The organism is Bartonella sp. AP258QHHD (assembly GCF_042196145.1).
Taxonomy (GTDB): Bacteria; Pseudomonadota; Alphaproteobacteria; order Rhizobiales; family Rhizobiaceae; genus Bartonella.
In genome coordinates this window covers 95,484-120,303 of the sequence record NZ_JBHIPR010000047.1, presented here as the reverse complement: position 1 = coordinate 120,303, position 24,820 = coordinate 95,484, and the positions used below count along the sequence as shown (strand labels likewise).

The window sequence follows — 24,820 nt, the reverse complement described above, 5'->3', positions numbered from 1 at the left end:
TGGGATGCTCTGTTTTGTGTGAAGGATGTGAGCTTATATGTAAAAATGAGAAAAAAAGCAAAGTTTCATCTTCATCATTAAAAGATATTGACATATTTCAAAGTCGTAGAACCGAATGAAAGGGAAGGGGCAGAAGAGAATTGTTTGTCTTTAAGGCTTTCTAACTCAATGAGTCTGTCTTTCTGTTATCAGAGATAATCCAAACGATATATATAATAACGTGCTCTTATTTGGTATAGAAATGTTATAAGCAGGAAAAATAGTCTTAAAAGATGCTGTTTCACAAGATTTGAATATTGACTAATAAGCAACAGTAAAAGGATGAGCTATTTGTTTCACTCTTCTCTTATATTTGTAATCTCTATGATATTGTCGTCTATGTTGAGAAGAAATGAATTATTTGTACTACCTGTTGATTTATAATGATAATTCATCATTTCGAATTTATTAATACTGAATCAATTAAAATTACTTTCTTATACGTCCTAAGAAAGTGGGTATGGTACTATTTAAAAAGGAATAAAAACACTTCTTATCAACGCTTTCAAATGCTATTTGGGAAGTTAAGGCATATTATTTCCGTCGACCAGAAAGCAAGTCGGTTTTTATATCTATTTTCCCAGTGAGTCTTGCTTTGTAGACACCATAATTTTCCATGACACGCATCACGTAATTACGTGTTTCTGTATAAGGAATACGTTCAATCCAATCAATGACGTTATCGAGAGATTGACCTCGAGGATCGCCATAACGTTTTATCCATTCATTGACTCGACGGGGACCCGCATTATAGCCAATAAGAGTTAGTATATAGGATCCATTAAAACGTTCTAATTGTTCATTGAGAAAATGAGCACCTAATGTTGCATTATAATGAGCATCACTGCTAAATTTTTTAGGAGACCATGCGATTGAGTATTTTTTTGCCAGTGCTTTTGCTGTTGTAGGAAGCAATTGGAGTATACCTTGTGCACCTGCTTTTGATATGGCTGTTGGATTAAATTCGCTTTCTTGGCGTGCAATGGCATAGATAAGCGATTTTTCTTCTACAGAAATATTAGCAGAAGCTGGTATAGCTCCCAGAGGATGAGAGAGTGCACCGACATTTTTCCCCTGAAAAACAGCCATTTTTCCAATTTTGAGGCTGGTATAATAGTCTCCATTTTTTTCTGCCATAACAGCCAGAAGAGCTAATTCACCGGGGCTTTCTATTTTTTTCCGAGCTCTCTATAAAAAATTTTAGCAAAATCAGCATAGCCGGCTGCTTCAAGACGTTGAATTGCTTTGATCGCTTTTCGTGCACTAAAATGTTGTCGCTCAGCGGTTGTTGGTTTGGGAAAGAAAACTTTAAGCTTTTTTTGGTTGAGTCGTGCAGCGGCTAATTGACCATAGTAAGTTGCACCAAAATGAGCTGCGCGATGAAAGTATTGCTGGGCATTTTGATGTTCTTCTAGCGTTTCTGCTGTTCGTCCCATCCAGTAATATCCACGTGATGCATAAAAAGGTAAAGAAGAGAGTTGAGGAATACGTGAAAAATGCTGCATTGCCAATTTAGGGTTATGAAGAAACCGTAGTGCATACCACCCTGCATGAAACTCAGCATCGACGGCTAATGCAGATGTTATACCAGTGTGCATTGCAACAAGTTGATAAGCAATTTTTGGTTTGTTTAAATCGAGCATTTCACGAGAAAGGGCGCGTTGTTCTTTCCACAATGAATGAGGGTTCATAAGGCGGAATGCATCTTTTGATGTTTTCATCATGAGTGCTGCTGCTGCATCATATTGCTCTGTTCGTCGAAGATGGCGTATTCGAGCAAACTGAAAAAGAGGATCTTTTTGCCATGATCTCTCTACAGCTTTTAATTTTTGTGTAGCTCTAGGATCATTTTTTTCAACGGCCACAAAAGCATTAAAAAGAGATTGAGCATGGGCTAATTTTGCAACGCGTGCTGCTGAATCAAAACGATGTGCATAGAGCATAAACTGCATGCGTCTCAAATGATCAATAGGTTTTAATGCAGCGTTTGCATTTTTAAGAACAAATACTTCTTCTTTTGCATTAAGCTGTGTTTTATGCCACCATGGCGCAATAACGTGTTGAGCACGAGTGGTTTGTCCCGTTGCGATAAGTGCTTTAGCGAAGAGAGCCATCCCTTGTGCTGTTTGGGGCGGGTGATGAGAAAATTTTTGGATGATTGCGCGTGTGACGTTGGTTTCGTTAAGAAAAGCACGTTCAGCATTGCGTTGCATCGTTTCTATACCGGGCCATCCTTTTAGCATGTTGATTGCATTAAATATTTCAGAACTGGGTATATTAGCTTGGTTTGACACCCCCAGCGCCCATGTCAAAATATGACGATCAAGGCTATGTTTTTCCATTGAATTACGAAGATTTATTGTTTTTGCAATATTGTTGTTTGCTAGTGCATCTAGCCCAGTTTTCAGTTGCTGAAGTGTAGCAGTATTGTGTGATGTAGTGTGTATCTGTTGAAGAGATTCTTGAGCTTCTTTTGCGGTAAAGGGAGTAGGGCGAACCAAAGGGATTGGTACTTTCCCTTGCAAAAGGGGTGTTTGCGCGTATGCACTTGAAAATAAAATTCTTATTGCCAGTATAAGTGTAGTAAAGGTTGATACGAAAAGAGAGGTGGATAATACACGCATAGAGAAAAGACCTTGAGACCTTGCTTTTTGTAAAAACTTAAGGATTTATAGAACACAAGCATGAAAAACGCGTTAATATAGACGGCTTATTTTAAAGAAATGTTCAACATTTAAGGAGGGACATTTTCATCTTATGGGGGCTTTTTTTGAAATTCATCTTGCTTCAATGATAGAGCAAGATTATGTTCTATTTAAAATTTATAAAAGGCGATTATAAAAAAATAAAAGCAAACATTATAGGGAGTTTATCATGCTCAAGGGAGCTATAACTGCGCTTATCACACCGTTTGATAACAAGGGCGCGATTGATGAGAAGGCGTTTTGTGATTTTGTTGAATGGCAGATCACACAAGGGATTAACGGTGTAAGCCCTGTTGGGACAACAGGTGAATCAGCAACGTTAAGTCATGAAGAACATAAGCGGATTATAGAATTGTGTGTTGAGCAGGTTGCAAAGCGTGTTCCTGTTGTTGCTGGAGCGGGATCAAATAGCACAAGCGAGGCTGTAGAGCTTGCACAATACGCGCAAAAAGCTGGTGCAGATGCAGTTTTGGTTGTCACTCCCTATTATAATAGACCAAATCAATCTGGTTTATACAAGCATTTTTCTTCCATTGCCAAAGCTGTTTCTATTCCGATTATAATTTATAATATTCCTGGTCGTTCTATTATCGATATGGCTGTAGAAACGATGAAAGACCTTTATCAAGATTTTAACAATATCATTGGTGTTAAGGATGCAACGAGCAGAATTGAGCGCGTTAGTGAACAAGGTGAAAAGTGTGGAAAAGATTTTGTGCAGCTTTCCGGTGATGATTGTACGGCGTTAGGTTTTAATGCACATGGAGGTATGGGGTGTATTTCAGTTTCTTCTAATGTTGCTCCAAAGCTTTGTGCTGAACTTCAAGCCGCTTGTTTTCGTGGTGATTATAAAACAGCACGAGAATTAAATGATCGCTTGATGCCTCTTAATCGTGCTGTGTTTATTGAACCTAGTCCAGCAGGTATTAAATATGCTGCTGCAAAATTAGGATTTTGTGGTGATACTGTGCGTTCTCCTATTGTTCCATTAACAGAAAGAACAAAGAAGATTATTGATGCAGCCCTCAGTCATGCTGGTCTTTTAAAAGCATAAAATGATATTGACAAAGCCATGAATAAAAAAAAGAACGCGCCCGTACGGAAAATAATTGCTGACAATCGTAAAGCACGTTTTAATTTTGAAATCCTTAATAATCTCGAGGCTGGTCTTGTCCTTCAGGGAGCGGAAGTGAAGTCCTTACGTTCTAATCATGCCAATATTGCTGAAAGCTATGCGAGTTTTGAGAATGGGGAATTATGGTTAGTAAACAGCTATATTCCTGAATATACGCAGGCTAATCGTTTTAATCATGAACCACGACGTTTGCGCAAATTATTACTTTCAAAACGTGAGATGGCACGTTTTTTTAATGCAACGTCTCGTGAAGGAATGACACTTGTTCCTCTCAAACTTTATTTTAATGAACGAGGGCGCGTTAAGTTGGAGATCGCTCTAGCGCGTGGGAAAAAGCTTCATGATAAGCGCGAAACGGAAAAAAAACGCGATTGGGGACGTGAAAAAGCAAGACTTTTAAAAAGATATGGCTAATGGATGCGATCTAGATATTCTTTATTCATAGCGCTGTTTAAAACAGTTTTAGCATTGATCTAAGTATGTTTTTGCTGCTTGAAAGATTTGGTGAAACATGGCGTCTGTCAAGCGCCCAGTATTTGTATTATAACGAGAACAGTGATAGCTCGAAAAGATGCGTAATCTGCCGATGTTATTGATTTCACCGTGTCCAAAAGGGTGAGATAAAACTTTTGCATTAAGGGCACGTATCGTTGAATGGTGCGCAATGGTGCCTAAGGTAATAACGGCTTTAAGTTTGGGAAGATTTGTTAAAAGAGGTGAAAAGAAATAGCGGCACGTGTTAATTTCTGCACCGGTGGGTTTATTTTCTGGTGGAACGCAACGAACAGAGTTAACAATTGCTGCATCAATAAGTTCAAGAGTATCGTCTGCTCTTTCTTCAAAGGTTCCTTGGGCAAAACCAAACTTTTTTAAAGTTGAATAAAGTAAGTGCCCAGCATAATCACCAGTAAATGGACGTCCAGTTCGATTTGCTCCGCGTAATCCAGGAGCAAGCCCAACAATAAGAAGGCGTGTTGTATCTGGCCCTTTATAAGGAAAGAATGGGCGCACCGGTGCGTTATACCAACTTGGTTCTTTTACACGCCAGCCAGCGATAAATTGATGAAGCCTAGGACATAAATTGCAATTTTGGGGTGGTTCTGGGTAAAGTGATGTTAATTGGCTATTCATGGTGTTAGGCATCAATCGTTTTTCTATTTTTTTGAGTCTTTATATAGCGTATATGACGGGTTATGTTTTGATAAACAATCTATAATGAATATAAATAAACTTTTTTAGAAGAAAGTTTAATATAAACTTATTGCTCATTATTGTGTAAAGAGAGATCATCTTTCAGTAATTTATTCGATGAATAAGAGTGCGATACACATGATGTTCAAAGAAAAAAGTTTTCTCTTTAGATAAAGATATTATCATAAAAAGTATGTATAAGGCTGCTGTTATTGCAAAGGGTTTAAACAGCAGGTATTCCTTTTAAAAGGATAAGGACTCCAGACAAGTATTTTGTCAAGAAAGACCTCCCTTTGTTTGAAGTCAATCTATTGGAATGCTTTTAAAAGAAATTTTGATAACAAGCATGAATAGGTTATACATTTTTATAAATTTTCCAAGAATTTTTTTAAATAAGTTCTTTAATCAAAAAATATAAAAGTTTGTGTTGTTTTTCTTGTATTTTATTTTGATTATTGTATATACTCCTCTATCCGCTATTAAATTTTTTTATTTGAGAAAGAGGCATAAATGGCCCGCGTAACGGTAGAAGATTGTATTGATAAAGTTGACAACCGCTTTGAATTGGTACTTTTAGCAGGTCATCGGGCGCGTCAGATTTCACAAGGAGCGCAGATTACGGTTGATCGTGATAATGATAAAAATCCAGTTGTTGCTTTGCGTGAAATAGCAGAAGAAACATTGTCGCCTGCTGATTTAAAGGAAGACCTTATTCATTCGTTGCAAAAGCATGTGGAAGTAGATGAGCCAGAAATGGCAAGTGAATTTATTACCCATTCAGGTGAAGCTGAAAGTGTTTTTAATACGTCGTCGCAAGAAGAAGGTACTTCATTTGATCATATGTCAGAAGAAGAGCTTTTAGCGGGTATTGAAGGTTTGGTTGTTCCAGAAAAAAGTGACGATTATTAATTGCAGCAATTTATGTTACAGGAGTAAAGATACCTTGTCATGTAAGGAGCAATTATTTTTCTTGTCTTTTATTGATAGGACATGTTCAATAAAGATTAGAGGTGTGAAAAGATAAAGGATATGCTCGTATGATGCGTCAGTGTGAGCTTGTTAGACGTGTTCAACGTTACAAGTCTGACGTAGATGAGGCTCTTTTAAACAGGGCCTATGATTATGCAATGAAAAAGCATGCACATCAAAAGCGTGCGTCAGGTGATCTTTATTTTTCTCATCCTTTAGAAGTTGCTGCTATTTTGACAGATATGCGGTTGGACGAGGCAACGATTGCTGTTGCTCTTTTGCATGATACAATTGAAGATACAAGCGCTACACGAGCAGAAATTGATCAGCTTTTTGGTTCTGAAATTGGGAAGTTGGTTGAAGGGCTTACAAAGCTTAATAAGCTTGATCTTGTATCAAAGAAAGCCGTACAAGCAGAAAATCTTCGTAAACTTCTTATTGCTATTTCTGATGATGTTCGTGTTCTTTTAGTCAAACTTGCTGATCGTCTTCATAATATGCGTACCCTTGGTGTTATGCGTGATGATAAACGTCGGCGAATTGCTGAGGAGACGATGGATATCTATGCGCCACTTGCAGGTCGTATGGGTATGCAGGATATGCGTGAGGAATTAGAGGATCTCTCTTTCTTTTATTTAAATCCAGAAGGTTATCGTACGATTACCAATCGACTTTCTGAATTATTGAAACACAACCGTGATTTGCTTTCCACAATTGAAAATGAATTGACAAAACTTTTTTTCGAGCATGGCATTAAAGCAGATGTTAAAAGCCGTCAGAAAAAATCTTATTCAGTTTTTCGCAAAATGGAAAGTAAAGCATTATCTTTTGAACAATTATCGGATATTTTTGGATTTCGTGTGATTGTTGAGTCCGTGAATGATTGTTATCGTGCTCTTGGTGTCATTCATACGACATGGCCAATGGTTCCTGGTCGTTTTAAAGATTATATCTCTATACCAAAGCAAAATGATTATCGTTCTATTCATACAACAATTGTTGGTCCTTCAAGACAACGTGTTGAGTTGCAAATTAGAACGGCTGCTATGGATGAAGTTGCTGAATATGGGGTTGCTGCTCATTCCATATATAAAGAGCACGGTTCCAATTATTCGACTGTGAAGTTATCAAGTGAAACGAATGCCTATGCATGGTTGCGTCAAACGATACAATCTTTGTCTGATGGAGATAATCCAGAAGAGTTTTTAGAACATACAAAACTTGAGCTTTTTCAAGACCAAGTTTTTTGTTTTACGCCGAAAGGTCGATTAATTGCTTTTCCTAAAGGAGCTACGCCTATTGATTTTGCTTATGCCGTCCATACAGACATCGGTGATTCTTGTGTTGGTGTAAAAATCAATGGTCGTATTATGCCTTTAATGACCAAATTAAAAAATGGTGATGAGGTTGATATTATTCGCTCACACGCTCAAATTCCGCCAGCAGCATGGGAATTTCTTGTTGTCACGGGTAAAGCACGTTCAGCTATTCGACGAGCAAGTCGTGCAGCGGTACGTAAACAATATTCGGGTTTAGGATATCGTATTCTCGAGCGTTCATTTGAATATATGGGAAAGCAATTTTCAAAAGACCTTTTGAAGAAAGTTTTGCCACGTTTAGCACGTAAAGATGTAGAGGATGTATTGGCTGCTGTTGGGCGTGGAGAGCTGTTTTCCGCTGATGTGATTAAAGCGGTTTATCCTGATTATCAAGATCACCGTGTGGTACAAAAGTCATCTTTTAAGCCTGGGGAAGAAGGTTGGTTTAATATTGAAAATGCTCAAGGTATGATTTTTAAAGTTCCAGAAAATGAAAAGAATGCAATGGTCGAGAATCATCAATCTAAAGCCTTGCCTATTAGAGGAACCCGTGGAGATATACCCGTACGTTTTTCACCGGAAGGAGCAGTACCTGGAGATCGGATTGTTGGTATTATGCAGCCAGGAGCTGGGATTGTTATTTATCCAATACAGTCTTCAGCTTTGATGGCGTATGATGATCAGCCAGAACGATGGATTGATGTCCGCTGGGATATTGATGCCCAAATGAATGAACGTTTTCCTGCACGGATGAATATTTTAGTTGTAAATAGTCCTGGTTCTTTGGCTGAAATTACACAAATAATTTCTGCTAACGATGCCAATATCCAAAATTTATCTTTTATCCGTACAGCACCAGATTTTACAGAAATTATGATTGATTTGGAAGTGTGGGATTTAAAACATTTGAATCGTATTTTTTCTCAGTTAAAAAAGGCAGGTTCAGTAAGTACAGTACGGCGGGTTCATGGATAAAAAGAAAGATTTTGCAATGAATACACAAGATGTCATTGATATTTTTAAACAAGCAGATGCTATTCTAGAAGGGCATTTTATTTTAACATCGGGGCGCCATAGTGCGACTTATATGCAAAAAGCGAAAGTATTCATGCATGCTGACTTGACGGAAAAGTTATGTCGTGGATTGGCTGAAAAAATCAAAAAATCTATCGAGGGAAAAATTGACTATGTTGTTGGTCCCGCAATTGGCGGTCTTATTCCTTCCTATGAAACTTCACGTCACCTTGGTGTTCCTTCTCTTTGGGTAGAGCGTATAAATGGCATCTTTGAATTGCGTCGTTTTGAAATCAAGAAGGGTGCACGGGTTGTTATTGTTGAAGATATTGTAACAACGGGTCTTTCCATTCGTGAGACTGTTGAAGCGCTTGTTGCAGCAGGAGCAGAGGTATTGGCTAGTGCATGTATCCTTGATCGTTCTGGTGGTAAGGTCAATGTTGGAGTTCCATTGATTGCGCTTGCTGAATACGAGATAACCTCTTATGCTAGTGATGCACTTCCTGCAGAGCTTTCTGTTCTTCCCGCGATTAAACCAGGCAGTCGAAATATTTAATTGTCGTTATATTTTTTTTGTGCAAAAGCTTAAAAAGATTAATTTGGATGATATAGATTATTTCATCATCAAAAGATGTATATTGAGAGTCATATGCTTTTTCGTCGTCGAGAACCAATAGATTTTGTAACGCGTATTCGACTTTGGTTATGGCCACGTCGTTCATTTTCTCGCTCATTTTGCTACATACATAAACGTATTTTGCGTATATCAGCAACACCGCATGAAGTAGCATTAGGGGTTGCTGTTGGCGTTTTTTTAGCTTGTTCCCCTTTCTTTGGGCTGCATATTATTTTGGCAATATTTTTTTCTTGGCTTTTGCGTGCAAACTTTGCTGCCGCAATCATTGGGACAATTTTTTCTAATCCACTCACATTTTTATTGATTGTCATGGCTGATTATAAAGTAGGGTATTTTTGTTTATCACTTTTTAGCGATGTCAAAGAGATTTCTCTTTCGCAAATTCGTGCTCTATTTAATGGTTTGACATTGTCAAATCTCTCTCTCCTCTTTAAAGGCGCATGGGACACAATTATGAGTCCTATGATTTTAGGGGGAACTCTTTTAGGTATTGTTTTTGGTGGTTTATCTTATATAGGTGTTTACAGAGCAACGGTTCGTTTTAAACAAAAGCGATATCAAAAGATTATAAAAAAAAAAGGCGTTTAAAGAAGCGCTCATCGCCTGTATTAAAACAGAAATAAATTTAAGAAAGATCGGGTAATATCTTATGATTATTGGTCTTGGAAATGATCTGGTTGATATACGACGTATTGAGAAAATGTTGGTTCGTTATGGTGAGCGTTTTATTGAACGTATTTTTACGGATATTGAAAGAAATAGATCTGAAAATCTCAAAAAAAGCTCCTCTTCTTATGCAAAAAGATTTGCTGCTAAAGAAGCATGTGCTAAAGCCTTAGGAACGGGAATCGCTTGTGGTATCAATTGGAAAGACATGGGGGTAGTTAATTTGCCGTCTGGTAAACCAATAATGCAATTAACAAATCGTGCGCAAATACAACTTCAAAAGTTATTACCTCCTCATCATGATGCAGTTATTCATCTTAGTATAACAGATGATTTTCCTTGGGCACAGGCATTTATTATTATCGAAGCACTTCCACGTGGATAGATGGCATGAGAGATTGTGCTTTTGTTATTTGAATATTATGATGAAAAAAATTATATCTGTGATGAGAAGGCAGTTGGTGATGATCCAAAAAGATAAAGTGCATAAAAAAGAAAAAAAAGGTGGGCTTCGTGAATTTATTTCTGTTTTAATACAGGCTTTGCTTTTAGCAGCGTTTATTCGGACACTTTTTTTCCAGCCGTTTAGTATTCCTTCCGGTTCAATGCGTCCTACTTTGTTGGTGGGAGATTATCTGTTTGTTTCTAAGTATGCATATGGGTATTCTCGTTTTTCCATCCCCTTTTCTCCTCCTCTTTTTTCTGGACGGATTTGGGCATCTCAACCTCAACGTGGAGATGTGGTCGTTTTTCGCTTACCAAGTAATCCGAAGATTGATTATATAAAACGCGTTGTTGGGCTACCAGGTGATCGTATACAAGTCCGTCAAAGTGTCCTTTATATTAATGATGAGGCTGTTTCACGTCACTTTATGGGGGAGATTGATAATTCTGATATAACAGAGGTTAACTATCCTGTTGAGGTTTATCGCGAGACAATGCCTAACGGTGTCAGTTATGATACACTTGATTTAGCTTTCATCCCGAAAGTTGATGATACAGAAGTCTTTGAAGTTCCTCAAGGACATTACTTTATGATGGGAGATAACCGCGACAATTCAGATGATAGTCGTTTAGATGTAGGCTATGTTCCAGAAGAAAATCTTATTGGTCGCGCGAGCGTGATTTTCTTTTCTATCAGTAATGGTTCAAGTGCTTGGCAGATTTGGCGCTGGCCATTTGATGTGCGTTGGAAACGTTTGTTTTCTTTCATAAATACGGTTCATGATTTGCCGCTTATCAAGCAAGGAAACAACGATGAAACGTCTCATGATTGATCAGCTTTTCAAGCTGACGGGGCATCGTTTTAAAGATGAAGAGAGGTTAAAGAAGGCATTAACACACTCGAGTGTACAAGATTCGGAACAGGGGAATTATGAACGACTAGAGTTTCTAGGGGATCGGGTTTTAGGGCTTTTGATTGCAGAGATGCTGTATCAACTTTTTCCTCAGGCAAGTGAAGGTGAATTATCAGTCCGTTTAAATCATCTGGTCAATGCACAGACATGTGCTGATATTGCGCGTGAAATGAGACTTCCTGATATGATCCGTGTTGGTTTTGAGATGAAAAATTTTGAGGGGCGTCGACTTATCAACATGCATGCAGATGTCGTGGAAGCTTTGATTGCCGTAATATATCTCGATGGAGGATTGGAAAGCGTTCGCCCTTTTATTCAAAAATATTGGCAAAGTCGGGCAAAGAAAATGGATGCTGGTCGACGTGATGCCAAGACAGAATTACAGGAATGGGCGCATATCCAAGGCAATGCACAACCACATTATCAGGTTATAAAACGTTCAGGTCCAGATCACGATCCTGTTTTTATGGTAGAGGTCAGTATTTCTGGGTTTGCTTCAGAGATTGGGCAGGGAAGCTCCAAAAGATATGCTGAAAGAATGGCAGCTGAAAAAATTTTGCGACGAGAGGGTGTATGGAAAACAGTAGGAAAAAATGATCATGAGTGACGTTATGAAAAAGCGTTCTGGGTTTGTTGTGCTTATTGGGATGCCTAATGCCGGTAAATCGACATTGGTTAATCAATTGGTTGGAACAAAGGTTTCAATTGTAACACATAAGGTACAAACAACACGAACTTTAATCCGCGGTATTGTCATTCATGATGATGTGCAAATTGTGTTGGTTGATACACCGGGTGTTTTTCGTCCCCATAAGCGCTTAGAACGAGCCATGGTCTCTGCTGCTTGGGGAGGGGCTAAGAGCGCTGATGTTCTACTCGTTTTAATTGACGCTCAAAGTGGTCTTTCGGATGAAGTTGATATGATGTTAGATATTGTAAACAATATGAAACAAGAAAAAGTTCTTGTTCTTAATAAGGTTGATACAGTTGTTAAATCATCTCTTCTAGCGTTAACCACTAAAATAAATGAACGTGTAAAGTTTGCGCAAACATTTATGATTTCTGCTCTAAACGGTTCTGGTTGCAAGGATTTACTTCATGCGTTGAGTAACATGATGCAGGAAGGGCCATGGTATTATCCGGAAGATCAAATTTCTGATATGCCTATGCGTCATCTTGCTGCTGAAATTACGCGTGAAAAACTTTTTCTTCGTCTTCATGATGAACTTCCTTATTCCTCAACGGTTGAAACAGAAAACTGGGAAGAGCGTTCAGATGGTTCCGTTAAAATTAATCAAGTTATTTATGTCGAGCGTGAGAGTCAGAAAAAAATTGTCTTAGGAGCAAAAGGCGATACAATTAAAGCGATTGGTCAAGCAGCACGTAAAGAACTCATGGAAATTATGGATCAAAAGGTGCATCTTTTTCTCTTTGTGAAAGTGCGAGATAATTGGGATACCGATCCAGAACGTTATCGTGAAATGGGATTGGATTTTTTAAAATAAGATTTTTAAAAATAATTAAAGTAAAATGAAGTGGAAAGAACAAGCCGTTATACTTGGTACACGCCAATATGGTGAAACAAGTGTTATTCTTGAGATTATGACACGTGAACATGGTCGTTATATGGGAGTGGTAAAAGGGGGGCGCTCGCGTCGCATGGCAGCTCTTCTTCAACCTGGAAATTTTGTGGAGGCTGAATGGTGGGCTCGTTTAGACGAACATTTGGGACTTTTTCGGCTTGAAGCTCTTGATTTACATGCGGCACGATTAATCTGTCTACCAGAAGCACTTTATGCTTTGCAATTGATAGCTTTTCATTTGCGGCTTCTTCCCGAACGTGATCCGCACCCCATTTTATATGATATTTTACACCTTTTTATGCAGAATTTTGATGAACCATTTGTCAATGCAGAATTGCTTGTACGTTTTGAAATGCGGCTTCTTGAAGAACTTGGTTTTGGTCTTGATTTATCTTGTTGTGCTGCAACAGGTCGTCAGGAAAGGCTTCATTACGTATCACCAAAATCTGGACGGGCTGTCTGTGAAGAAGCAGGGGAACCTTGGAAAAAAAAGCTTCTCATTCTACCACAGTTTCTTGTACACAGAACGACTCGTCCTGCTGATTTTAGTGACATAATAAATGGTTTTATACTGACGGGTTTTTTTCTTATGCGTCATGTCTGGGAGCCACGAGATATAAAGCAGCCGTCAGTGCGCATGAATTTGATACAATTGTTTGAGCGTCAATTTGGTGTACAGGCATTAATTGGTTGATCTGATGATAATTGAATGGGAAAATGAGAATTTTAAAGACAATTGCTGAAGTCCGCCAATATACTTCAGAGGAACGACGTTTAGGTTTTTCGATTGGTTTTGTTCCAACAATGGGGGCATTGCATGATGGCCATCTTGCATTAGTACAGTATGCAAGAGCAATGTGTGATCGCGTAGTGGTTTCTATTTTTGTCAATCCAAAGCAATTTGGACCTCATGAAGATTTTTCTCAATATCCAAGAGATTTGAAGGGCGATTGTGCTTTGTTAAAAGAAGCAGGTGTTGAATGTGTTTTTGCTCCTTCTGTAGATGAAATGTGGCCACTGGGGAATGATACAATTGTACAAGTGAAAAAATTATCACGTATTTTGATGGGAAAATTACGTCCAGGGCATTTTTGTGGTGTAACAAGCGTTGTTGCTAAACTTTTTAACATTGTCCAACCAGATAAGGCTTTTTTTGGGGAAAAGGATTTTCAACAAATTTTAATTATTCGGCGTATGGTTGAAGATTTGGCTTTTCCTATTGAAATCGTTGGAGTTCCTATTCTACGGGAGTCAGATGGTGTAGCGTGTTCTTCACGCAATCAGCTTTTAACATTAGAAGATCGTAAAGCTGCCAAAATTATTCCTGAAAGTGGAAAAGCTGCTGAAAAGCTTTATCATGAAGGTGAACGGTCGGTTGATAAATTATGCAAAACTGTTCGTGATATTTTACAACAAGAAACGCGTGCAATCATTGAAGCGATAGATTTACGGGATATGGAAACTTTATGCGTGGTTAAAGGAACATTGAATAAACCAGCAGTTTTACTTCTTACTGTCCGCTTTGGTGAGATAAGGCTGATTGATCAATATATATTGCAAGAGAAGGGTGGAAAATGAGTGTACATAAAACCGTAAAGCGTATAACATCTTCCGAAATACGTGCACGAAAGGGACAACAGCCAATTGTTTCTTTAACAGCTTATCAAGCTTATACTGCGCGGATTGCTGATCCATATTGCGATATCCTTTTGGTTGGTGATAGCGTTGGGATGGTTGTGTATGGGTTTGAGACAACGCTTCCTGTTAATTTAGATATGATGATTTCACACGGGAAAGCCGTGGTGCGTGGATCTCAAAAAGCTCTTGTTGTTATTGATATGCCTTTTGGTTCTTATGAGGAAAGTCCAGAGCAAGCTTTTTTAAATGCATCGCGCATTCTTGCACAAACGGGGTGTGGTGCAGTTAAGCTTGAAGGGGGCGTTTATATAGCCGAAACAGTAGATTTTTTGTGTAAACGTGGCATTCCAGTGATGGGGCATATCGGTCTTACACCCCAAGCAATGAATCGTTTTGGTGGTTTTAAAACACAAGGACGCAAGGAGAATGATTGGCAAAGAATTGAAGCAGATGGAGCAGCGATTGAAGAGGCAGGTGCTTTTGCTGTTGTTTTAGAAGCAATGGTTGAACCTTTAGCGGTGAAACTGACAGATAAGCTTTCTATCCCTACGATCGGTATAGGGGCGTCCAATCAATGTGATGGGCAAGTATTGGTTATGGAAGATATGTTGGGCTATGGTTCTCATGTGCCAAAATTTGTACGCCGTTATGGAGACCTTGAACAAGCCATGGAAACTGCAATAAAGAATTATGCAGAGGATGTCACATCTCGTGCTTTCCCAGCGGATAATGAAGTTTATAAACTAAAATAAACTTCAGTTTAAGATGAAAGGTTTGACAAGAGAACATTTGTTATTTTGATAATGAATGTGCATTTTTAATATATTTTGTATGCAATTTGAACTGTGATTTTTTCCATTTCTTTAATGAAGTCACGCCTCTCATGCAAAATAGAACGCCATTGGGTCGCTAATTCACATGCTTTTTTAAAGAAAGCTTTCTTAAGGTACCCAACCTATTTCGCGACGGCGTTCGTGAATAGTATAGTGGTAAGTCCCTTATGAAGTGTATAAAATTTATAGAGTACTCCCGTCTTTACGCTTCATAAGAGAGCAAGCCGGCATCATCACACACTTTGCCAATTTTCAATGCTGCGACAGCGCTTAGCACTTGAGATGGTTCATAAGAAGCATTTTAACTCTTTCTTTAAAAAATTTTACCCACACGCCAGACCCGCTTGTGGTGTGCAAGAGAATGATTTTGATTGATTCAATATAAACAGATTTGAAATGAGTGAAGCTTACGATATTAGGAGCTCTCATTCAAAATGAAAAAACAATGAATTATTATTATAAGTCAGTGTGATGATTCTGTAATGACAAGGAATCAACAATGCGAAGGGGCTATAATCTTTGGACATCCAAGTCATTAAAGCGCGTTAAAAATGCGTTTTCAATGTGTTGGGTAGAATAGGGGGATAAATTCAGATCATCGGGTAAAATATTATTGGGAGAGCCAAAATAGTGAAGGGCTTCTTCTGTATTAAATCCAGCAAGCGTAATCGCTTCATAATAGGCAGCGATACGGTCGGCTTGTTTAATTTTTTTTAAAAGTTTTTGAGAAAGATCAACGGGAAGAGAAAAGCGCATGTGGATAGCATCTTGGATGCGCTTTTCAACGCGTTCATATTGTTTTCCTATAACAGCTTTAAAAGGGGAAATCATATCGCCGATGACATATTCTGGAGCATCATGAAGAAGGGCATAAAGACATTCGTTGCTTCCCGATTGTGGAAAAAGTTTTTGAAATATTTGTTCAACCAAAAGTGAATGTTGTGCAACAGAATAGGCATGCTCTCCTCGTGTTTGACCGTTCCAACGTGCTACGCGAGCAAGTCCATGGGCAATATCTTCAATTTCAACATCAAAAGGAGAAGGGTTGAGAAGATCAAGTCGCCTTCCAGAGAGCATTCTTTGCCAAGCGCGGGCTTCTCCATTTTTTAATAATTCAGCTTTAGCCATGAGTGTTTTCTATAGTATTTTCAGGAAAGGTAAAATTCATATTTTCAGCAATGCTTATAGTGACAGGAATGTTTTTTACAGTAAAGGGGATGTTATGATCCATAGCATCTTTGACGTGGTCAATACGCATTAAAGCAAGAGCCTCATTTTCTACACATGTTCCCAAGTAGCCAAGCACTTTTGTTCCTGCTTCAATGCTAGATTGAGGGGTTAATTTACACTGGCCTTTTACAATAAAAATACGGCGACGTGCTGCACGGCGGTGGTGCATTCGTGAAACAATTTCTTGTCCAATATAACATCCTTTATTGAATGCAAGTCCATTGATTTGATCGTAATTAATATCATGAGGAAAGACTTTGCCAATTTCATAGTCTTGATCACTTTCCGCAATTGCATAACGGATACGCAATTGATTCCATGTGTCATGATATTCTGAAGTTAAAAAAGGTTTTTTGCCATAGATTCGTATTATTTTTTCTTTTTGTGGGAAGCGTTTATCAACAAAACTTGAATCAAAATTTAAAGCATCTGATTCATTATTCAAAGAAACTGTAACAAGCTCTTGGAATGGTTGTGTAATTTCTACTTTTTTGCGCAGCTTATAGAGCAACAGACGCTTATGGAGCGTATCAGCTAAAGGCATCCTGATATCAATCAGGTAACCATCTTCTTTTTTTCCGATAAGAAAATCAGCAAGAACCTTTCCTTGTGGGGATAAAAGGGCTCCAGGGAAAAGTTCCTGTGGACTGATTTTTTTTACATCTGTCGTGATCAGGGATTGTAGAAAATCTGTTGCTTCTTCGCCTGTAATTTGAATAAGTCCGCGGTTTTTTAAGCAAATGGCATTTTGTTTTTCAATCATGGTTCTTGCCTTTCTGCTCAAAGTTACATAATCGATAAGTGAGCAATATGTAAGGAGCGTGGTTATGTTTAAAACATTTGATACAATTTTTAAAGGTGCAACACTTGTGAATCATGATGGAAGAAGCAAGCGTGATATTGGTATTACAAATGGTCGTATTGCTGAAATAGGCGACCTTACATGTGCATCGGCTAGTGAGGTCATTGATTGTACGGGGCTTCATATTTTACCAGGAATTATTGATAGCCAAGTGCATTTTCGTGAGCCAGGAAATGAATATAAGGAGGATTTGGAAAGTGGCTCGTATTCTGCTGTGTTAGGGGGTGTTACGGCAGTTTTTGAAATGCCTAATACCAATCCATTGACAACATCAGAAGAAACATTAAGCGATAAGGTTCAACGCGCATTTCATCGAATGCATTGTGATTTTGCATTTTGGGTTGGAGGAACGCGTGAAAATGCTCATGAACTATCTGAATTAGAAAGACTTCCTGGTGCGGCTGGAATTAAAGTCTTTATGGGGTCCTCTACCGGTGATCTTTTGGTTGATGATGATGAAAGTGTACGCCTTATTTTGAAGAATACACGCCGTCGTGCGGCTTTTCATTCTGAAGATGAGGCGAGGCTCAAAGAGCGTAAAATATTGCGTATTGAAGGGGATGCATCGTCACATCCGATTTGGCGTGATGAAGTTGCGGCATTAAAATGTACGCAGCGTTTGGTAAAAATTGCTCATGAGACGAAGGCTCGGATTCATGTGTTACATCTTTCGACAGAAGAAGAAATTGATTTTCTAAAAAAACATAAGGATGTTGCAACAATTGAAGTGACACAACATCATTTGACGCTCACGGCTGATGATTATAAGAAGTTTGGTACATTAATTCAGATGAATCCGCCTATTCGTGAGCCGCGCCACCGTGACGCTCTTTGGTACGGTGTTCAACAAGGAATTATTGATGTCTTAGGTTCAGATCATGCGCCTCATACTCTTGAAGAAAAACTTCAACCTTATCCCTCTTCACCTTCAGGTATGACAGGCGTGCAAACAACAGCAGCAATTATGTTGACACATGTGAATGCAGGAAAAATATCTCTTGAACGTTTTGTTGATCTCACTTCACATGGCCCTAGTCGTATTTTTGGTATAAGTTGTAAAGGGCGCATTGCTGTTGGGTTTGATGCTGATTTAACCATTGTTGATCTTAAACGGGAAGAAATTATTACGAATGGCTTAATTGGTTCGCGTGCCGGTTGGACACCTTATGATGGTCAAAAGGTTAAAGGTTGGCCTGTTGGAACGATTATCCGTGGTATGCGTGTGATGTGGGAAGGTGAAATTGTCACCCCTTCACAAGGAGAGCCTGTTAAATTTATAGAAACTTTGGTGTAAACAGATTAAGCTTTATAGGTTTTATTCTCTTATGCCATAAAACATCGTTTTTTAGAGTGGGGATATAGGGCATGTTAGCTTCCTTGGTGCATAATTGTTTTTTTAAGTGCGTGGTGAATATTTTCAAGCTTGTCCGTCGAGCCTTTAGTTAAGTAGATCAAATGAGTGAGGAGCCAAGAAGAATCCGTTCAACAAGAACCCAAACGATTTGCAAATCAGCTTTGCGGAGGGGGAAAAAGCCAAAGAACGATTTTGTATGAGGAAAAGACGCTATAAGAATAAAAGCGTATCGAGGCTTATTCTTTAAAAGTTTCTCTATTTTCAAAGTTGATTTATTGCTCCCTTTATTTGTGAAGGGATTATCATTGATATCGCTAAGATTGAGAGAGCTACTTTTTGTATAGATTAATTATTTATAATGCATGAGGAGGTTTTCAGATAAAATTCTTCCTTCCTCAATGTATCTTTGGTTGGCTTCAATGGCTGCTTGTGTACAATGATGATAATTTTCTGAGAAAGCACGATACGCTTCATTAAACGCTTCATAAAAATAAGCACGTCTTTGTGGAATGGGGCGTTCTGCTTCAATCAGTGCATTCATATAGTCATACCATTGGTTTGTTGGAGGCTCGCAAAGATTTTGGAGAGAATGCAATGATCCCAAAATTTCTGCTAGTCGGAGTAATTTTTTTTCATAAGGTGGAGATTGTTGTGCAAAGGCTGGCATTGAAATGACAAGAAATATTAAAATAATGATGTTTATCAATCTATACCGCATTATTTTTATTGCTTTCTTTGAATAAAACTCTGTAAAGATAAAATAATTTTGTCATGAGAACGGTGTAAAAATAAAGTTAATTGCTACATTATTCTCAATTATTGATTATAAAATATAGGGCGTAAGAGGCAGTAAGGAACCCATTGTGGAATATTGAAAATACTGACGAAGCTTTGTGTGGTTAAAAATTTAAGATTTTCTTTCTGCAAACTATCTATTTTTCACATAGATTTATATTGTATTGCCTATAGATTTTTTTCTAAGCTCATTTTCTTTAAGGAGAGAAAGCATCTCTAATGATAGAACGCTTTTGTCCAATCAAATAAAATAGATTGTTTTTATGATAAACGATGGATACAGCCGTAAATACAATGGGAAAATGGTAAGAAGAATTTACTATAAGATACAAGTTTTTAGCTTAAACCGCGTAATACAATGATTTGAGATAAGATACATCTAAAAGGATCGGTGCATAATATCGTCCATGGAGTCAATAAATGAAAGAGTTGCGATTTTATAATACGCTAACACGTAAAAAAGAAAAATTTACACCAATAGATGCGACAAGAGTACGCCTTTATGTTTGTGGACCGACAATTTATGATTATGCGCATATAGGAAATGCACGTCCTGTTATTGTTTTTGATATTTTATTTCGCTTATTGCGTCATGTTTATGGCAATGAGCATGTTCTATATGCACGTAATATTACAGATGTCGATGATAAAATTAATGCACGAGCAGCTAGCGAATATCCAAACGTATCATTGAATGAGGCTATTCGTCACTTAACAGAACGTACATATTCTCAGTTTCAGCAAGATACCATAGCACTTGGTTGTCTGTTGCCAACCAGTCAGCCACGCGCCACTGAGCATTTAGAGGAGATGCGCTCTTTAATTGAAAGGTTGCTTGAAAAGGGGCACGCTTATGAAGCGGAAAATCATATATTATTTTCTGTAAGTAGCATAAAAAATCCTCCCCATTATGGGGCATTTGCAAATCGTTCTTTAGATGAAATGAGGGCGGGGGCGCGTATCGATGTTGCTGCTTATAAAAGGGAAGAGATGGATTTTGTTTTGTGGAAGCCTTCTGTGGAAGGAGAACCAGGTTGGAAATCACCGGGCGGAATTCCTGTTTTAGGTCGTCCAGGTTGGCATATTGAATGTTCTGCAATGTCAATGGCAAAGTTATTAGCGCCCTATGGCGGTGGTTTAACCTGTGATGATCCGACCGCCAATGTTTTTGATATCCATGGTGGTGGAATTGATTTAATTTTTCCTCATCATGAAAATGAGATTGCACAAAGTTGTTCAGCTTTTGGGACGGAGCGAATGGCTAATTTTTGGATGCATAATGGTTTTTTACAAGTTGAAGGCAAAAAGATGTCGAAAAGCTTTGGCAATTTCATAACTATTCGTTCTGTTTTAGAGAATAATTTGGGGGAGTTTAATGGTATTTTAACCGATGAAATGAAGCAAAATTGGGCTGGTTTGTCTGCGCGTTTTTCGATGTTGCAAACGCATTATCGTGAACCATTAAATTGGACAGCACAGCGTTTAATACAATCGAGCAGCGAACTGTATCGTTGGTATGAATGGCTTCGCAGCAAAAAGAGTGAGATGAAAAACAATGAAGCAATTGATGATACTTTGATAGATGCACTTAGTGATGATCTTAATACTCCAAAAGCACTGACTCTTTTGCGAAAATTTTATAAAGAAGGAAATGCTTTGGCTCTTCTGAATGGGATGAATTTATTAGGACTGTTAAGACAAGAATGGATTAAAGAAATAGATTGCCCATTATTTACGAGAAAAACTTTCCTTGATACAAAATTTATTGATCAGCGCATTGCCGAAAGACTAAGACTTATCCATAATAAAGAGTGGGAAGCTGCGGATACAATTCGTGATGAGCTTGCAGCCAAGGGGGTTCTTTTAAAAGACAGTAAGGATCCGCAGAGTGGTGAGCGCATAACTGTGTGGGAAATAAAGCGACACTAAAGCGACACTAAAGCGACACTAAAGCGACACTAATGTCTCTATTCCAGCAGCTCCATAAAAAAGGAGAATATGATGGAATTTTTATATCATTATGGGTATGTTGCACTAAAACTAGTTGTAGGACTTATCGCTTTCCTCTTGATTTTAAGAACCACAGGTCGTGGTAGTCTTAGTCAAATGACGCCAGTTGATTTGGTAAGTAATTTTGTCATGGGAAGTATTATTGGAGGCGTTATTTATAGTCCGGATGTTAGCAGTATTCAATTGTTGATTGTCTTATTTATTTGGCAGACTTTAGTCACATCTCTTAATTTTCTGATGCGCTATTCAGTTTTTTTTCGTCGTCTTATTGCAGGACGACATATTGCATTGGTTTTAGATGGAGTATTTCAAGTGGATAAGATTAAAAAATTAGGTATCAGTGTGAATGATCTGATTACAATGTTGCGCATTAAAGGCTGTAGTTTACATGAAGCTGCTTTCGTTCGTTTAGAAACCAATGGCGATTGTTCCGTTATTAAAAAGGAAGAAGGAAAGAAGTCTATCATTTTAATACAAAATGGTGAAATTCTTGATAAGGGGCTGAAAGAGATTGGTAAAACAAAAAAATGGCTTCAGGCAGAATTGAAAAAAAAACATGTAAAAGTTGAAAATTTATTTGCAGCAGAGTGGTATGAGAATACAGACCCAAATAATAAATTATATAGTGGATTATTTCTTGTTCCTTTTTCAAAAACAGTCTAACTTCAAAAAACGGGTAGGTATAGCTTATTGGAAGCCGTAATGAAGAGATGAATCTATAAATAACCACAGAGGGTATTTTGCCTGTTTGTGCGGATGATAGAGAAGTAAGGACTTTATGAAACGCAATGAAATGACAAAAACTGTATCATCAGATACAGGGAAGACTCTGCACACACTTTACAATTTATGGCCCTATATGTGGCCGGTAGGTCGGCGTGATCTAAAAATGCGTGTGCTATGGGCAATATTTTATCTTGTTTTGGCTAAGCTCGTTCTCATATCTGTACCGTATTTATTTAAATATTCTACGAATGTGCTTGATTCAAGCTTTCAGCTACCTGAATGGTTCCCATCCAGTTGGATTATTCCCATCATGCTTGTTTTGGCATACAATGTCGCGCGTATTATGCAGGCTGGATTAAATCAATTACGCGATTCCCTGTTTGCCACTGTTGGTCAATACGCTGTTCGTCAATTAGCTTATAAAACCTTTGTACATATGCATGAGTTATCTTTGCGATTTCATTTGGAACGCCGAACAGGTGGGCTTTCTCGTGTGATTGAGCGTGGAACAAAAGGAATCGAAGCGATCGTAAGATTTTCAATTCTTAGTACAGTACCAACAGTTTTAGAATTTATATTAACGGCACTGGTATTTTATATAAGTTATGGGTGGCATTATCTTCTCATTGTTGTTGTAACGGTTGGATTATATATTTTGTTTACCATTAAGGCGAGTGATTGGCGTATTCGCATTCGACAAAAAATGAATACAGCGGATACTGAGGCGAATACTCGCGCTGTTGATTCTCTTTTGAATTTTGAAACGGTCAAATATTTTGGTAATGAAACTCTAGAAGCCGATCGATTTGATGCTTCTATGGTAGGTTATGAAAAAGCCGCAACAAAGATTTGGACATCTTTAAGCTGGCTTAATTTTGGTCAGACTCTTATCTTTGGTATTGGAATGACGATCATGATGCTGATGTCAGCTTATGAAGTTTTTTATAAGACACAAACTTTAGGAGATTTTGTTTTTATTAATGCGCTTTTAATGCAACTTTCCATTCCACTAAATTTTATTGGTTCAATGTATCGTGATATTCGACAAGGTTTAACGGATATTGAAGCAATGTTTGATCTTTTAGATGTTCAGAAAGAGATCGTTGATAAATCGGATGCTAAACCGTTAGAGATAAGCGATGGGACCATTTGTTTTCATCAGGTAAAGTTTTCCTATGATTCGAGACGTCAGATTCTCAGAGATATTGATTTTGAAGTTCCTGGAGGAAAAACAGTCGCTATTGTCGGTCCATCGGGTGCCGGTAAATCTACTATTTCTCGGTTGCTTTTTCGGTTTTATGATGTTGATGCAGGCTCTATCACAATTGATGGGCAGGATATTCGTGACGTAACACAAAAGAGTTTGCGTGAAGCGATTGGCATGGTCCCACAAGATACGGTGTTATTTAATGATACAATTGCCTATAATATTTGCTATGGGCGTCCAAGTGCTACAGATGAAGAGATGCGCAAAGCTGCTGAAATGGCACAAATATCAAAATTTATTGAAATTTTACCGGAAGGTTTTCAGTCTATGGTAGGAGAGCGAGGTCTCAAATTATCAGGTGGTGAAAAACAACGCGTGGCTATTGCACGGACACTTTTAAAAGCTCCTCCACTTCTTATTCTAGATGAAGCAACGGCGGCTCTTGATACGGCGACGGAACAGGAAATTCAACAAGCATTGGATATTGTAAGCCGTGGACGTACAACATTGATTATTGCGCACCGTCTTTCTACTGTTATCAATGCGGATGAAATTTTAGTTCTTAAAAGTGGTCGTATTATTGAAAATGGGACGCATACAGAGCTTTTACGCAAGAAAGGTCTCTATGCTTCAATGTGGAATAAGCAGCTTGAAGCATCGCAAGCAGAAGAAAAATTACGTAAAATGCGTGAAGAAGATGAGACGAGTGTTGTTAATCGTAAAAAATAAATAGAGCAAAATGTAATCTATATCTTTATATGGAGTGATTGATTAAATACATAAAAAGACACAAGAGGAACAAAAAGCTTTGTTGCTTGTTTAAGTTTACGATGAATAGGAAATTATATGAGTATTCTGCAATCTTTCCATAATAGCTTTGTAACGGTTCATAAAGAAGGTTATCCTTTTATTGTAGCGTTTTTTGTTATTTCGCTCATTCTTGGTTGGATATGGAGTCCGTTGTTTTGGTTTGGTCTCGTTCTCACGGTGTGGTGTGTATACTTTTTCCGTGATCCAGATCGTGTGATCCCTTTGAATTCAAATTGGGTTATGTCGCCTGCAGATGGGCGTATTTCATTTGTGGAATCATGTGTTCCACCTGAAGAATTAGGATTAGGGAAAGATGAAATGATCCGTATTTCCATTTTTATGGATGTTTTTTCATGCCATATTAATCGTATTCCTATCAGTGGTACAGTAGAGTCTATCGTTTATCATCCAGGTCGATTTACCAATGCTGACTTTGATAAAGCTAGTCAGTTTAATGAGCGTAATGGGGTGGTAATTGATAGCAAACATGGTAAAATTGGTGTCGTACAAATAGCGGGAATGGTTGCGCGCCGGATTGTTTGCTGGTCAAAAGAAAACGATGCCGTTATAACTGGTGAGCGATTTGGATTGATTCGTTTTGGTTCTCGCCTTGATGTTTATATACCAACTGAAATGAAATTGCGTGTTGCAGTTGGACAGACAGCAATTGCTGGAGAAACAGTTTTGGGTTCTTTTGATGATAAGAGTGCCACAACGGACTTCAGATACGATTAGGACT

General features: G+C 38.1%; 22 protein-coding genes and 1 pseudogene. 18 read left to right on the top strand and 5 right to left on the bottom strand.

What is annotated here, in order from left to right:
• Window positions 1-573: 573 nt before the first annotated feature.
• A pseudogene (locus ACFIMM_RS05270) lies at window positions 574-2,663 on the bottom strand (lytic transglycosylase domain-containing protein).
• A 250-nt stretch (window positions 2,664-2,913) separates the two neighbouring features.
• On the opposite strand from ACFIMM_RS05270, the gene dapA reads away from it, so the two are divergent.
• Both dapA and smpB read left to right on the top strand, forming a co-directional pair.
• Entirely contained in the window at window positions 2,914-3,798 is an 885-nt protein-coding gene (dapA, locus tag ACFIMM_RS05265; protein WP_375612952.1) for a 4-hydroxy-tetrahydrodipicolinate synthase, read from the top strand.
• 18 nt (window positions 3,799-3,816) lie between these two features.
• Entirely contained in the window at window positions 3,817-4,293 is a 477-nt protein-coding gene (smpB, locus tag ACFIMM_RS05260; protein WP_012231306.1) for an SsrA-binding protein SmpB, read from the top strand.
• Between the two features lie 48 nt (window positions 4,294-4,341).
• On the opposite strand, the gene ACFIMM_RS05255 is transcribed toward smpB, so the two are convergent.
• On the bottom strand, window positions 4,342-5,010 hold the full coding sequence (locus ACFIMM_RS05255) for a uracil-DNA glycosylase (protein WP_375638131.1): 669 nt from the start codon (window positions 5,008-5,010) through the stop codon (window positions 4,342-4,344).
• Window positions 5,011-5,580: 570 nt separating this feature from the next.
• Between ACFIMM_RS05255 and rpoZ the strand changes: the two genes are divergently transcribed.
• The 11 genes from rpoZ (at window position 5,581) to panB (ending at window position 15,006) form a co-directional block, all read left to right on the top strand.
• Complete coding sequence (gene rpoZ, locus ACFIMM_RS05250) at window positions 5,581-5,979, top strand: DNA-directed RNA polymerase subunit omega (RefSeq protein ID WP_273791104.1); 399 nt, start codon at window positions 5,581-5,583, stop codon at window positions 5,977-5,979.
• 128 nt (window positions 5,980-6,107) lie between these two features.
• A complete protein-coding gene (locus ACFIMM_RS05245; protein ID WP_375638090.1) occupies window positions 6,108-8,333 on the top strand; it encodes a RelA/SpoT family protein in 2,226 nt (741 codons plus the stop codon).
• 16 nt (window positions 8,334-8,349) lie between these two features.
• Window positions 8,350-8,928, top strand: coding sequence for an orotate phosphoribosyltransferase (gene pyrE / locus ACFIMM_RS05240; RefSeq protein ID WP_375629334.1), 579 nt, complete (start codon window positions 8,350-8,352; stop codon window positions 8,926-8,928).
• A 93-nt stretch (window positions 8,929-9,021) separates the two neighbouring features.
• Window positions 9,022-9,597, top strand: a complete 576-nt coding sequence (locus ACFIMM_RS05235) for a DUF2062 domain-containing protein (RefSeq protein WP_375692650.1) — start codon at window positions 9,022-9,024, stop codon at window positions 9,595-9,597.
• A gap of 61 nt (window positions 9,598-9,658) precedes the next feature.
• Window positions 9,659-10,060 (top strand): holo-ACP synthase, encoded by a 402-nt coding sequence (acpS, locus tag ACFIMM_RS05230; protein WP_375629295.1) that lies wholly within the window; start codon window positions 9,659-9,661, stop codon window positions 10,058-10,060.
• A 79-nt stretch (window positions 10,061-10,139) separates the two neighbouring features.
• On the top strand, window positions 10,140-10,952 hold the full coding sequence (gene lepB / locus ACFIMM_RS05225) for a signal peptidase I (protein ID WP_375611213.1): 813 nt from the start codon (window positions 10,140-10,142) through the stop codon (window positions 10,950-10,952).
• Entirely contained in the window at window positions 10,933-11,640 is a 708-nt protein-coding gene (gene rnc, locus ACFIMM_RS05220) for a ribonuclease III (RefSeq protein ID WP_375612949.1), read from the top strand. Before lepB ends, rnc begins: the two co-directional genes overlap by 20 nt.
• Window positions 11,633-12,538, top strand: a complete 906-nt coding sequence (gene era / locus ACFIMM_RS05215; RefSeq protein WP_375612948.1) for a GTPase Era — start codon at window positions 11,633-11,635, stop codon at window positions 12,536-12,538. The genes rnc and era overlap by 8 nt, the downstream gene beginning before the upstream one ends.
• Before the next feature lie 25 nt (window positions 12,539-12,563).
• Window positions 12,564-13,310 (top strand): DNA repair protein RecO, encoded by a 747-nt coding sequence (gene recO / locus ACFIMM_RS05210; protein WP_375638092.1) that lies wholly within the window; start codon window positions 12,564-12,566, stop codon window positions 13,308-13,310.
• A gap of 23 nt (window positions 13,311-13,333) precedes the next feature.
• On the top strand, window positions 13,334-14,194 hold the full coding sequence (panC, locus tag ACFIMM_RS05205) for a pantoate--beta-alanine ligase (protein WP_375612946.1): 861 nt from the start codon (window positions 13,334-13,336) through the stop codon (window positions 14,192-14,194).
• Window positions 14,191-15,006, top strand: a complete 816-nt coding sequence (panB, locus tag ACFIMM_RS05200; RefSeq protein WP_375612945.1) for a 3-methyl-2-oxobutanoate hydroxymethyltransferase — start codon at window positions 14,191-14,193, stop codon at window positions 15,004-15,006. Before panC ends, panB begins: the two co-directional genes overlap by 4 nt.
• A 591-nt stretch (window positions 15,007-15,597) precedes the next feature.
• Here the strand turns inward: panB and ACFIMM_RS05195 are convergent.
• Together ACFIMM_RS05195 and ACFIMM_RS05190 are read right to left on the bottom strand one after the other, a co-directional pair.
• Window positions 15,598-16,215, bottom strand: coding sequence for a YfbR-like 5'-deoxynucleotidase (locus ACFIMM_RS05195; protein WP_375610152.1), 618 nt, complete (start codon window positions 16,213-16,215; stop codon window positions 15,598-15,600).
• Window positions 16,208-17,080: a YgfZ/GcvT domain-containing protein gene (locus tag ACFIMM_RS05190; protein WP_375629274.1), complete on the bottom strand. Its 873-nt coding sequence runs from the start codon at window positions 17,078-17,080 to the stop codon at window positions 16,208-16,210. The genes ACFIMM_RS05195 and ACFIMM_RS05190 overlap by 8 nt, the downstream gene beginning before the upstream one ends.
• Window positions 17,081-17,144: 64 nt before the next feature.
• On the opposite strand from ACFIMM_RS05190, the gene ACFIMM_RS05185 reads away from it, so the two are divergent.
• Window positions 17,145-18,473: a dihydroorotase gene (locus ACFIMM_RS05185; protein ID WP_375682460.1), complete on the top strand. Its 1,329-nt coding sequence runs from the start codon at window positions 17,145-17,147 to the stop codon at window positions 18,471-18,473.
• 409 nt (window positions 18,474-18,882) lie between these two features.
• Here ACFIMM_RS05185 and ACFIMM_RS05180 read toward each other — a convergent pair whose 3' ends face one another.
• A complete protein-coding gene (locus ACFIMM_RS05180) occupies window positions 18,883-19,251 on the bottom strand; it encodes a TIGR02301 family protein (RefSeq protein WP_375611221.1) in 369 nt (122 codons plus the stop codon).
• A 497-nt stretch (window positions 19,252-19,748) separates the two neighbouring features.
• On the opposite strand from ACFIMM_RS05180, the gene cysS reads away from it, so the two are divergent.
• The 4 genes from cysS (at window position 19,749) to ACFIMM_RS05160 (ending at window position 24,816) form a co-directional block, all read left to right on the top strand.
• A complete protein-coding gene (cysS, locus tag ACFIMM_RS05175) occupies window positions 19,749-21,257 on the top strand; it encodes a cysteine--tRNA ligase (RefSeq protein ID WP_375611222.1) in 1,509 nt (502 codons plus the stop codon).
• Window positions 21,258-21,329: 72 nt separating this feature from the next.
• A complete protein-coding gene (locus ACFIMM_RS05170) occupies window positions 21,330-22,001 on the top strand; it encodes a DUF421 domain-containing protein (RefSeq protein WP_375682464.1) in 672 nt (223 codons plus the stop codon).
• Window positions 22,002-22,116: 115 nt separating this feature from the next.
• Window positions 22,117-24,000: an ABCB family ABC transporter ATP-binding protein/permease gene (locus ACFIMM_RS05165; protein WP_375620728.1), complete on the top strand. Its 1,884-nt coding sequence runs from the start codon at window positions 22,117-22,119 to the stop codon at window positions 23,998-24,000.
• Window positions 24,001-24,117: 117 nt separating this feature from the next.
• The gene (locus ACFIMM_RS05160) at window positions 24,118-24,816 is read left to right on the top strand and encodes a phosphatidylserine decarboxylase (protein WP_375629265.1); all 699 of its coding nucleotides are present in this window, start codon (window positions 24,118-24,120) and stop codon (window positions 24,814-24,816) included.
• Window positions 24,817-24,820: the final 4 nt, after the last annotated feature.

Coding starts and splice junctions, on each gene's coding strand:
- dapA (WP_375612952.1), top strand. CDS start 2,914: ATGCTCAAGGGAGCTATAACTGCGCTTATCACACCGTTTGATAACAAG.
- smpB (WP_012231306.1), top strand. CDS start 3,817: ATGAATAAAAAAAAGAACGCGCCCGTACGGAAAATAATTGCTGACAAT.
- ACFIMM_RS05255 (WP_375638131.1), bottom strand. CDS start 5,010: ATGAATAGCCAATTAACATCACTTTACCCAGAACCACCCCAAAATTGC.
- rpoZ (WP_273791104.1), top strand. CDS start 5,581: ATGGCCCGCGTAACGGTAGAAGATTGTATTGATAAAGTTGACAACCGC.
- ACFIMM_RS05245 (WP_375638090.1), top strand. CDS start 6,108: ATGATGCGTCAGTGTGAGCTTGTTAGACGTGTTCAACGTTACAAGTCT.
- pyrE (WP_375629334.1), top strand. CDS start 8,350: ATGAATACACAAGATGTCATTGATATTTTTAAACAAGCAGATGCTATT.
- ACFIMM_RS05235 (WP_375692650.1), top strand. CDS start 9,022: ATGCTTTTTCGTCGTCGAGAACCAATAGATTTTGTAACGCGTATTCGA.
- acpS (WP_375629295.1), top strand. CDS start 9,659: ATGATTATTGGTCTTGGAAATGATCTGGTTGATATACGACGTATTGAG.
- lepB (WP_375611213.1), top strand. CDS start 10,140: ATGATCCAAAAAGATAAAGTGCATAAAAAAGAAAAAAAAGGTGGGCTT.
- rnc (WP_375612949.1), top strand. CDS start 10,933: ATGAAACGTCTCATGATTGATCAGCTTTTCAAGCTGACGGGGCATCGT.
- era (WP_375612948.1), top strand. CDS start 11,633: ATGAGTGACGTTATGAAAAAGCGTTCTGGGTTTGTTGTGCTTATTGGG.
- recO (WP_375638092.1), top strand. CDS start 12,564: ATGAAGTGGAAAGAACAAGCCGTTATACTTGGTACACGCCAATATGGT.
- panC (WP_375612946.1), top strand. CDS start 13,334: ATGAGAATTTTAAAGACAATTGCTGAAGTCCGCCAATATACTTCAGAG.
- panB (WP_375612945.1), top strand. CDS start 14,191: ATGAGTGTACATAAAACCGTAAAGCGTATAACATCTTCCGAAATACGT.
- ACFIMM_RS05195 (WP_375610152.1), bottom strand. CDS start 16,215: ATGGCTAAAGCTGAATTATTAAAAAATGGAGAAGCCCGCGCTTGGCAA.
- ACFIMM_RS05190 (WP_375629274.1), bottom strand. CDS start 17,080: ATGATTGAAAAACAAAATGCCATTTGCTTAAAAAACCGCGGACTTATT.
- ACFIMM_RS05185 (WP_375682460.1), top strand. CDS start 17,145: ATGTTTAAAACATTTGATACAATTTTTAAAGGTGCAACACTTGTGAAT.
- ACFIMM_RS05180 (WP_375611221.1), bottom strand. CDS start 19,251: ATGCGGTATAGATTGATAAACATCATTATTTTAATATTTCTTGTCATT.
- cysS (WP_375611222.1), top strand. CDS start 19,749: ATGAAAGAGTTGCGATTTTATAATACGCTAACACGTAAAAAAGAAAAA.
- ACFIMM_RS05170 (WP_375682464.1), top strand. CDS start 21,330: ATGGAATTTTTATATCATTATGGGTATGTTGCACTAAAACTAGTTGTA.
- ACFIMM_RS05165 (WP_375620728.1), top strand. CDS start 22,117: ATGAAACGCAATGAAATGACAAAAACTGTATCATCAGATACAGGGAAG.
- ACFIMM_RS05160 (WP_375629265.1), top strand. CDS start 24,118: ATGAGTATTCTGCAATCTTTCCATAATAGCTTTGTAACGGTTCATAAA.